The organism is Streptomyces genisteinicus (assembly GCF_014489615.1).
Taxonomy (GTDB): Bacteria; Actinomycetota; Actinomycetes; order Streptomycetales; family Streptomycetaceae; genus Streptomyces; species Streptomyces genisteinicus.
Map to the genome: position 1 here is coordinate 5425687 of NZ_CP060825.1, position 9314 is coordinate 5435000.

Annotated in this window: 9 protein-coding genes (1 of these 9 running past the window's edge); 7 read left to right on the forward strand and 2 right to left on the reverse strand. The window is 70.3% G+C overall.

Annotated elements, in window-relative coordinates:
- Positions 1-84: 84 nt before the first annotated feature.
- Genes IAG43_RS23640 through IAG43_RS23655 form a run of 4 tightly spaced genes read left to right on the forward strand, consistent with a single transcriptional unit; the run spans position 85 to position 4914 of the window.
- Positions 85-2301, forward strand: coding sequence for a polyribonucleotide nucleotidyltransferase (locus tag IAG43_RS23640; RefSeq protein ID WP_187742696.1), 2217 nt, complete (start codon positions 85-87; stop codon positions 2299-2301).
- Positions 2298-3677 carry a M16 family metallopeptidase gene (locus IAG43_RS23645; protein ID WP_187742697.1) on the forward strand — a complete coding sequence of 460 codons (1380 nt, stop codon included), beginning with the start codon at positions 2298-2300 and terminating at the stop codon, positions 3675-3677. Before IAG43_RS23640 ends, IAG43_RS23645 begins: the two co-directional genes overlap by 4 nt.
- Before the next feature lie 19 nt (positions 3678-3696).
- Positions 3697-4449, forward strand: coding sequence for a 4-hydroxy-tetrahydrodipicolinate reductase (gene dapB, locus IAG43_RS23650; RefSeq protein ID WP_187742698.1), 753 nt, complete (start codon positions 3697-3699; stop codon positions 4447-4449).
- A gap of 12 nt (positions 4450-4461) precedes the next feature.
- Entirely contained in the window at positions 4462-4914 is a 453-nt protein-coding gene (locus tag IAG43_RS23655) for a tetratricopeptide repeat protein (RefSeq protein WP_187742699.1), read from the forward strand.
- 141 nt (positions 4915-5055) lie between these two features.
- Here the strand turns inward: IAG43_RS23655 and IAG43_RS23660 are convergent, their stop codons facing one another.
- Both IAG43_RS23660 and IAG43_RS23665 read right to left on the reverse strand, forming a co-directional pair.
- Positions 5056-5604: a hypothetical protein gene (locus IAG43_RS23660; RefSeq protein WP_187742700.1), complete on the reverse strand. Its 549-nt coding sequence runs from the start codon at positions 5602-5604 to the stop codon at positions 5056-5058.
- A 99-nt stretch (positions 5605-5703) separates the two neighbouring features.
- Positions 5704-5943 carry a hypothetical protein gene (locus tag IAG43_RS23665; protein WP_187742701.1) on the reverse strand — a complete coding sequence of 80 codons (240 nt, stop codon included), beginning with the start codon at positions 5941-5943 and terminating at the stop codon, positions 5704-5706.
- A 211-nt stretch (positions 5944-6154) separates the two neighbouring features.
- On the opposite strand from IAG43_RS23665, the gene thyX reads away from it, so the two are divergent.
- The 3 genes from thyX to IAG43_RS23680 all read left to right on the forward strand — a co-directional run.
- Positions 6155-6895 (forward strand): FAD-dependent thymidylate synthase, encoded by a 741-nt coding sequence (thyX, locus tag IAG43_RS23670; RefSeq protein WP_187742702.1) that lies wholly within the window; start codon positions 6155-6157, stop codon positions 6893-6895.
- 187 nt (positions 6896-7082) lie between these two features.
- Positions 7083-8006 carry a 4-hydroxy-tetrahydrodipicolinate synthase gene (gene dapA, locus IAG43_RS23675; RefSeq protein ID WP_187742703.1) on the forward strand — a complete coding sequence of 308 codons (924 nt, stop codon included), beginning with the start codon at positions 7083-7085 and terminating at the stop codon, positions 8004-8006.
- A gap of 138 nt (positions 8007-8144) precedes the next feature.
- On the forward strand, positions 8145-9314 hold the 5' portion of the coding sequence (locus IAG43_RS23680) for a ribonuclease J (RefSeq protein WP_187742704.1). Its footprint extends 516 nt past the window's final position; the window shows 1170 of its 1686 coding nt (coding positions 1-1170); it begins with the start codon at positions 8145-8147; the stop codon falls past the right edge of the window.

Below are 9314 nucleotides of genomic sequence, written 5' to 3' on the forward strand. Positions count from 1 at the left end.
CCGCACACACGGCGCTTCCTCCCGCCACACCGCCCACTGCCACACGGGCAGCGGGCGAAAAGACGAACCCAGGAGAAATCGCTAGTGGAGAACGAGACCCACTACGCCGAGGCCGTCATCGACAACGGCACCTTCGGCACCCGCACCATCCGCTTCGAGACGGGCCGCCTGGCCAAGCAGGCCGCCGGCTCCGCCGTGGCGTACCTGGACGACGACACGATGGTCCTCTCGGCCACCACCGCGTCCAAGAAGCCCAAGGACCAGCTCGACTTCTTCCCCCTCACGGTGGACGTCGAGGAGCGGATGTACGCGGCCGGCAAGATCCCCGGCTCCTTCTTCCGCCGGGAAGGCCGCCCCTCCGAGGACGCGATCCTCACCTGCCGCCTGATCGACCGCCCGCTGCGCCCCTCCTTCAGGAAGGGCCTGCGCAACGAGATCCAGATCGTCGAGACGATCATGGCGCTCAACCCCGACCACCTCTACGACGTGGTCGCCATCAACGCCGCCTCCTGCTCCACGCAGCTGGCCGGCCTGCCCTTCTCCGGCCCGATCGGCGGCACCCGTGTCGCGCTGATCAAGGGCCAGTGGGTCGCGTTCCCGACGCACACCGAGCTCGAGGACGCCGTCTTCGACATGGTCGTCGCCGGTCGTGTCCTGGAGGACGGCGACGTCGCGATCATGATGGTCGAGGCCGAGGCCACCGAGAAGACGATCGAGCTCGTCAAGGGCGGCGCCGAGGCGCCGACCGAGGAGGTCGTCGCCGCCGGTCTCGAGGCCGCGAAGCCGTTCATCAAGGCCCTCTGCAAGGCCCAGTCGGACCTCGCCGCCAAGGCCGCCAAGCCCACCGGCGAGTTCCCGGTCTTCCTCGACTACCAGGACGACGTCCTGGAGGCGCTCACCGCCGCGGTCAGGAGCGAGCTCGCGCAGGCGCTCACCATCGCCGGCAAGCAGGAGCGCGAGGCCGAGCTGGACCGCGTCAAGGAGCTCGCCGCCGAGAAGCTCCTCCCGGCCTTCGAGGGCCGCGAGAAGGAGATCTCCGGCGCCTACCGCGCGCTGACCAAGAAGCTGGTCCGCGAGCGGATCATCAAGGACAAGGTCCGCATCGACGGCCGCGGCATCACGGACATCCGTACGCTCGCCGCCGAGGTCGAGGCCATCCCGCGGGTGCACGGCTCCGCGCTGTTCGAGCGTGGCGAGACCCAGATCCTGGGCGTCACCACCCTCAACATGCTCCGCATGGAGCAGCAGCTGGACACCCTCTCCCCGGTGACCCGCAAGCGCTACATGCACAACTACAACTTCCCGCCGTACTCCGTCGGCGAGACCGGCCGCGTGGGCTCGCCCAAGCGCCGCGAGATCGGCCACGGCGCGCTCGCCGAGCGCGCCATCGTGCCGGTGCTGCCGACGCGCGAGGAGTTCCCCTACGCGATCCGCCAGGTCTCCGAGGCGCTGGGCTCCAACGGCTCGACGTCCATGGGCTCCGTCTGCGCCTCCACCATGTCGCTGCTGAACGCCGGTGTGCCCCTCAAGGCCCCCGTCGCCGGTATCGCCATGGGCCTGATCTCCGACGAGATCGACGGCCAGACGCACTACGTCGCCCTCACCGACATCCTCGGTGCGGAGGACGCCTTCGGTGACATGGACTTCAAGGTCGCCGGCACCAAGACCTTCGTCACCGCGCTCCAGCTCGACACCAAGCTCGACGGCATCCCCGCCTCGGTCCTGGCCGCCGCGCTGAAGCAGGCCCGTGACGCGCGTCTGCACATCCTCGACGTGATGAACGAGGCGATCGACGTTCCGGACGAGATGTCCCCGAACGCGCCGCGCATCATCACCGTCAAGATCCCGGTGGACAAGATCGGCGAGGTCATCGGCCCCAAGGGCAAGATGATCAACCAGATCCAGGAGGACACCGGCGCCGACATCACGATCGAGGACGACGGCACCATCTACATCGGTGCCGCCGACGGCCCGGCCGCCGAGGCCGCCCGCGCCACGATCAACGGCATCGCCAACCCGACCATGCCGGAGGTCGGCGAGCGCTACCTGGGCACCGTCGTGAAGACGACGACCTTCGGCGCGTTCGTGTCGCTGCTCCCGGGCAAGGACGGTCTGCTGCACATCTCGCAGATCCGCAAGCTCGCCGGCGGCAAGCGCGTGGAGAACGTCGAGGACGTGCTGGCCGTGGGCTCCAAGGTCCAGGTCGAGATCGCCGAGATCGACTCCCGCGGCAAGCTCTCCCTGATCCCCGTGGTCGAGGGCGAAGAGGGCGACGAGAAGAAGGACGACGCCGCCAAGTGACGTCCCGTAGTCCGCAGGCGACGGCCCGCACCTCCTCGGAGGCGCGGGCCGTCGCCCGTACCCAAACACTCCTCAAGGGCAGGGACGGCATCGGCACCGTCCGCCGCACGGTCCTGCCCGGCGGCCTCCGCGTCGTCACCGAGACCCTGCCGTCGGTGCGCTCCGCGACCTTCGGCATCTGGGCGCACGTCGGCTCCCGCGACGAGACGCCCTCCCTCGGCGGCGCCACCCACTACCTTGAACACCTGCTGTTCAAGGGCACCCGCCGCCGCTCCGCGCTCGACATCTCCTCCGCGATCGACGCCGTCGGCGGCGAGATGAACGCGTTCACGGCCAAGGAGTACACGTGCTACTACGCACGCGTGCTCGACACGGACCTGCCGCTCGCCATCGACGTGGTGTGCGACATGCTCACCGGATCGCTGATCCTCCAGGAGGACGTGGACGCCGAGCGCGGCGTCATCCTCGAGGAGATCGCCATGACCGAGGACGATCCCGGCGACTGCGTGCACGACCTCTTCGCGCACACCATGTACGGCGACTCCCCGCTGGGCCGCCCGGTCCTCGGCACCGTCGACACCGTGAACGCGCTCACCGCCGACCGCGTCCGGCGCTTCTACCGCAAGCACTACGACCCCACCCACCTGGTGGTCGCCGCGGCCGGGAACGTCGACCACGCCACCGTCGTGCGCCAGGTGCGCAGGGCCTTCGAGCGGGCCGGCGCGCTGGACCGCACGGACGCCGTGCCGGTCGCGCCCCGCGACGGCCGCCGCGCCGTGCGCACCGCGGGCCGGGTGGAGCACCTGGACCGCAGGACCGAGCAGGCGCACGTGGTCCTCGGCATGCCCGGCCTCGCCCGCACCGACGAGCGCCGCTGGGCGCTGGGCGTGCTGAACACGGCGCTGGGCGGCGGCATGTCCTCCCGGCTCTTCCAGGAGGTCCGCGAGAAGCGGGGGCTCGCCTACAGCGTGTACTCGTACACCTCGGGCTTCGCGGACACCGGCCTCTTCGGCGTCTACGCCGGCTGCCGCCCCAGCCAGGTCCACGACGTGCTGAAGATCTGCCGCGGCGAGCTCGACCGGGTGGCCTCCGACGGCCTCTCGGACGAGGAGATCGGCCGGGCGATCGGCCAGCTCTCCGGCTCCACCGTCCTCGGCCTCGAGGACACCGGAGCGCTCATGAACCGCATCGGCAAGAGCGAACTGTGCTGGGGCACCCAGATGTCGGTCGACGAGATGCTGGCCCGGATAGCCGCCGTCACGCCCGACGACGTGCGCGCGGTGGCCGGCGACGTCCTGGGGCAGCGGCCGTCGCTGGCGGTCATCGGCCCCCTGAAGAACAAGCAGGCGGACCGCCTGCACGAAGCGGTCTCCTAACCGGTAAGGAAGCACATCGATGAGCAAGCTGCGCGTGGCCGTCCTCGGTGCCAAGGGCCGTATCGGCTCGGAAGCCGTCCGGGCCGTCGAGGCCGCCGACGACATGGAACTGGTCGGGGCCCTCGGCCGCGGCGACAAGCTGGAGTCCCTGGTGGACTCCGGTGCGCAGGTCGTGGTCGAGCTGACCACGCCGGCGTCCGTGATGGGCAACCTCGACTTCTGCGTGCGCCACGGCATCCACGCCGTCGTCGGCACCACCGGCTGGACGGACGAGCGGCTGGCGCAGCTGAACACCTCGCTGGCCGCCTCCCCGGAGACCGGTGTGCTCATCGCGCCCAACTTCTCCATCGGCGCCGTGCTCACCATGACGTTCGCGCAGCAGGCGGCGCGGTACTTCGAGTCGGTGGAGGTCGTCGAACTCCACCACCCCGGCAAGGCGGACGCCCCCTCGGGCACCGCCACCCGCACCGCCCAGCTCATCGCGGCCGCCCGCGCGGAGGCCGGCCTGGGCACGCAGCCCGACGCCACCCTGACCGCCCTCGACGGCGCCCGCGGCGCGGACGTCGACGGCGTCCCCGTGCACGCGGTGCGCCTGCGCGGCCTCCTGGCCCACCAGGAGGTCCTGCTCGGCGGCGAGGGCGAGACCCTGACCATCCGGCACGACTCGCTGCACCACAGCAGCTTCATGCCGGGCATCCTGCTCGGCGTCCGCCGTGTCACCTCCGCCCCGGGCCTCACCTTCGGCCTGGAGCACTTCCTCGACCTGGGCTGACCGGTGTCTCGGATGCGCGCAAAGATCACCTACTTCGTCACGGCTGCCGTCCTGGTCGTCTACTTCGTCCTGGCCGGCAGCCGCGGCGTGATGCTCATCCGGCAGGGCACCGCACTCACCGTCGTCTTCGGTGCGGCGGTGCTGATCCTGCCGGTGATCGGCGTCTGGTTCCTCTGGAAGAACACCCGGTTCGTCACCCGCGCCAACAGGCTCGCCGCGGAGCTGGACGCGGAGGGCGGTCTGCCCGTCGACGAACTCGTCCGCACCCCGGGCGGCCGGATCGACAAGGACTCCGCCGACGCGGTCTTCGACCGCCGCCGGGCCGAGACCGAGGACTCCCCGGACGACTGGCGCTGCTGGTTCCGGCTGGCCGTGGCCTACCACGACGCCCGGGACACGCCGCGGGCCCGCAGGGCGATGCAGCGGGCGATCGCTCTGCACGACGGCAAGCCGGTCTCCGGCTGAGGATCTCCGTCCGGATCACGGCACCCGACCCGGCCGGGATCCGGACGACGGACCCCGCGCGGCCGGGCCCGTGACGGAAACGGACCGGTCCGGACGGCTCTCGCCGCCCGGACCGGTCCGTTCGTGTGCGCCCGGCGGTGCTCAGCCGGCCCGGTACTCGGCGCCCCACGCCTCGACGGTGTCGGCCGCCCGGTCGAACGCCTCCAGGCGCGACAGGAAGTCCGCGTCGTGGTCGGTCATCAGCGGGATCTGCTCACCCCGCTGGGTGACCAGCAGCAGGGCCTGACCCTGGACCGTGCGCGGCAGGCCGAGCCAGCGCACCGGCTGCTGCACCGTCCGCAGCGCGGTCGACCGGTTCCACGCGAGAGTCGTCGTCGAGAAGAAGGCGACCCGCCGCACACCGTGCCGGCTCACCCAGGTGCCCATCCGCAGCAGTCGCAGCGACACCAGGACGATGAGCGCGCCGAGAGCCATGCAGAAGGCCGCGCCGGACAGGGCACCGGCGAACGCGATGATCATCGAGGCCATCAGCACGAACGACGCGAGCAGCAGCACCAGCGCCGCCGCTCCGACCCGCCACGGGCCCGGGCGGTACGGGCGCCGCCAGCGGTCGTGGTCGTCGAAGGGCAGCGCGATGTCGTCCGCTTGCGTGTCGAAAGCACGGTCGGCCGTCAGGAAGGGCAGGGGCACGAGCGATCCTCACTCACCAGCACGCTTGATTCGGCTGTGCCCGGTGAGGCTACCGAGGTGCTCGGTACGGGACCACCCCTGGGGGGCCATGGGGGTGGCTCAGCGGTTGCGGGACGCCTCCGACGACTGCGAGTGACCCGGCGAGGAGGTGCCCGACTCCAGCGCGGGCGTCCCCAGCAGCAGGGAGCCGACGAGCCCGGCCACCACGGTGAGGCCGATCATCGTGCGCGTCAGCACCTGCGAGGCGCTGGGCCGCTCCCGGGGCGGCGGAGCGACATTGCTGCGGAAGGCGTCGGCCTCGGCGACGAACGTGAACGGGACGGCCTCGCGCCGGAACATCAGGGACTCTCCTTGCGGGATTCGGGGCGGAACGCTGGCATCCGTACACAGCGGATCGCTTGTATCCGTACAGACGTGCATACGCGTCGTTTGGTGCCCGAATTCCCCGGATCGGCCGAACGACACCTGCCGGCGCCTGCCGGGCCCTTCGCCGTCCGCCGCGCGCCGTAGAGTGGGCGCCGCCCGAGCGACGCACATGGAAGGACCGCCGGTGAGCGAGACCCCCGCAGAGAACGTCAAGCCCAGCTACCGCAGCGATGTCACGGTCGAACTGGTGAAGCACACCGCCGGCGACTCCGACGTGCTGTGGGCCGCCCGGGTCTCCACCGCGGGTGAGCAGTCGCTCGACGAGCTCTCGAAGGACCCCGAGCGTTCCAAGGGGCTCATCAACTACCTGATGCGGGACCGCCACGGCAGCCCCTTCGAGCACAACTCGATGACCTTCTTCATCAGCGCCCCGATCTTCGTCTTCCGTGAGTTCATGCGCCACCGCGTCGGGTGGTCGTACAACGAGGAATCGGGCCGCTACAGGGAGCTGGAGCCGGTGTTCTACGTCCCCGCCGCCGAGCGCAAGCTCGTCCAGGAGGGCCGTCCCGGCAAGTACGTCTTCGTCGAGGGCACCCGGGCGCAGCAGGAGCTGACCGGCCGCGTCATGGAGGACTCGTACGTCCACGCCTACGAGGCGTACCAGGAGATGCTCGCCGCCGGGGTCGCCCGCGAGGTGGCCCGTTCGGTGCTCCCGGTCGGCCTGTTCTCGTCGATGTACGCCACGTGCAACGCGCGCTCGCTGATGCACTTCCTCGGACTGCGCACGCAGCACGAGGACGCCAAGGTGCCGTCCTTCCCCCAGCGGGAGATCGAGATGGTCGGCGAGAAGATGGAGCAGGAGTGGGCCAGGCTCATGCCGCTGACCTACGCGGCGTTCAACGCCAACGGCAGGGTCGCTCCGTAGGCACTGATGTGCGCCCCGGTGGCGAGGTGTCCGTATTGCGGCGTTTCGAGAAGTTCATCTAGGCTGATCAAACGGACCCGGCACTGCTTGAACCCCCGAGCAGGCAGTGCCGGGTTCCACCTGTCACGTCGTACGTCACGTCCCCCGAGGGGACACCCTGCACTGAGCAGCGAGTAGCGTGTTACCCATGGCTCCGATCTCCACTCCGCAGACCCCCTTCGGCCGGGTCCTCACCGCCATGGTCACGCCCTTCACGGCGGACGGCGCTCTCGACGTCGACGGCGCCCAGCGCCTCGCCGCCCACCTCGTGGACGTGGGCAACGACGGTCTGATCCTCAACGGGACCACCGGCGAGTCGCCCACCACCAGCGACGCGGAGAAAGACCAGCTCGTACGAGCGGTCCTGGAGGCGGTCGGAGACCGCGCCCACATCGTCGCCGGGATCGGCACCAACGACACCCGCCACAGCATCGAGCTCGCCCGCGCCGCCGAGCGCGCCGGCGCACACGGCCTGCTGGCCGTGACGCCGTACTACAACAAGCCCCCGCAGGAGGGCCTGTTCCGCCACTTCTCGGCCATCGCGGATGCCACGGAACTCCCCGTGATGCTCTACGACATCCCCGGCCGCAGCGGCGTCCCGATCGACACCGAGACGATCGTCCGCCTCGCCGCCCACCCGCGGATCGTCGCCAACAAGGACGCCAAGGGCGACCTCGGCCGCGCCAGCTGGGCCATCGCGCGCAGCGGACTCGCCTGGTACTCGGGCGACGACATGCTCAACCTCCCGCTGCTCTCCGTCGGCGCCGTCGGCTTCGTCTCCGTGGTCGGCCACGTCGTCACCCCGGAGCTGCGCGCCCTGCTCGACGCCCACCGCGGCGGCGACGTCCAGAAGGCGACCGAGATCCACCAGAAGCTGCTCCCCGTCTTCACCGGGATGTTCCGCACCCAGGGCGTCATCACCTCCAAGGCGGCGCTCACCCTGCAGGGACTGCCCGCCGGCCCCCTCCGGCTCCCGCTCGTCGGCCTTTCCCCCGAAGAAACCGGCCAGCTCAAGCTCGACCTGGCCGCGGGTGGGGTACAGCTGAAGAACACAGACTTCACAACTGAATAGGCGAGACCTGCCGGCGCGACCGCCACGGCGCAGAGCCCGACGCGCGGACCCGGCCCGACACTGACAACAGCACGTGCACGAATGTCATGTACGCCACGTGCCTCCGCGGCACGTGGCGTCCATGGTGAGGAGAGTCTTTTGAGTCATCCGCATCCCGAACTCGGCGCACCGCCCAAGCTTGCCAAGGGCGGCCTGCGCGTCACCCCGCTGGGCGGTCTCGGCGAGATCGGCCGCAACATGACGGTCTTCGAGTACGACGGCCGTCTGCTGATCGTCGACTGCGGCGTCCTCTTCCCGGAGGAGGAGCAGCCGGGCATCGACCTGATCCTTCCGGACTTCACCACCCTGCGGGACCGCCTCGGCGACATCGAGGGCATCGTCCTCACCCACGGGCACGAGGACCACATCGGCGGCGTCCCGTTCCTGCTCCGGCTGAAGCCGGACATCCCGCTGATCGGCTCCAAGCTGACCCTCGCCCTGATCGAGGCGAAGCTCCAGGAGCACCGGATCCGCCCGTACACGCTCGAGGTGACCGAGGGCCACCGTGAGCGCATCGGACCCTTCGACTGCGAGTTCATCGCGGTCAACCACTCGATCCCGGACGCGCTGGCCGTCGCCATCCGCACCCCCGCGGGCATGGTGGTCCACACCGGCGACTTCAAGATGGACCAGCTCCCGCTGGACCGCAGGCTCACCGACCTGCACGCCTTCGCACGCCTCAGCGAGGAGGGCATCGACCTCCTGCTGTCGGACTCGACGAACGCCGAGGTCCCGGGCTTCGTCCCGCCGGAGCGCGACATCTCCAACGTGCTGCGCACGGTCTTCGCCAACGCGCAGAAGCGGATCATCGTCGCCAGCTTCGCCAGCCATGTGCACCGCATCCAGCAGATCCTGGACGCGGCCCACGAGTACGGGAGGCGGGTCGCCTTCGTCGGCCGCTCGATGGTCCGCAACATGGGCATCGCCCGTGACCTGGGCTATCTGCGCGTCCCGGCCGGCCTCGTCGTCGACGTCAAGACGCTCGACGACCTGCCGGACCACGAGGTCGTCCTCGTCTGCACCGGCTCCCAGGGCGAGCCGATGGCGGCGCTGTCCCGGATGGCCAACCGCGACCACCAGATCCGCATCGTCCAGGGCGACACCGTCATCCTGGCCTCGTCGCTCATCCCGGGCAACGAGAACGCGGTCTACCGCGTGATCAACGGTCTGACCCGCTGGGGCGCGAACGTCGTCCACAAGGGCAACGCCAAGGTCCACGTCTCGGGCCACGCCTCGGCCGGCGAGCTGCTGTACTTCTACAACATCTGC

Bases quoted from the DNA above. Each gene is read 5' to 3' on its own strand.
- IAG43_RS23655 (WP_187742699.1), top strand. From the start codon at position 4,462: ATGCGCGCAAAGATCACCTACTTCGTCACGGCTGCCGTCCTGGTCGTC.
- dapA (WP_187742703.1), top strand. From the start codon at position 7,083: ATGGCTCCGATCTCCACTCCGCAGACCCCCTTCGGCCGGGTCCTCACC.
- IAG43_RS23665 (WP_187742701.1), bottom strand. From the start codon at position 5,943: ATGTTCCGGCGCGAGGCCGTCCCGTTCACGTTCGTCGCCGAGGCCGAC.
- dapB (WP_187742698.1), top strand. From the start codon at position 3,697: ATGAGCAAGCTGCGCGTGGCCGTCCTCGGTGCCAAGGGCCGTATCGGC.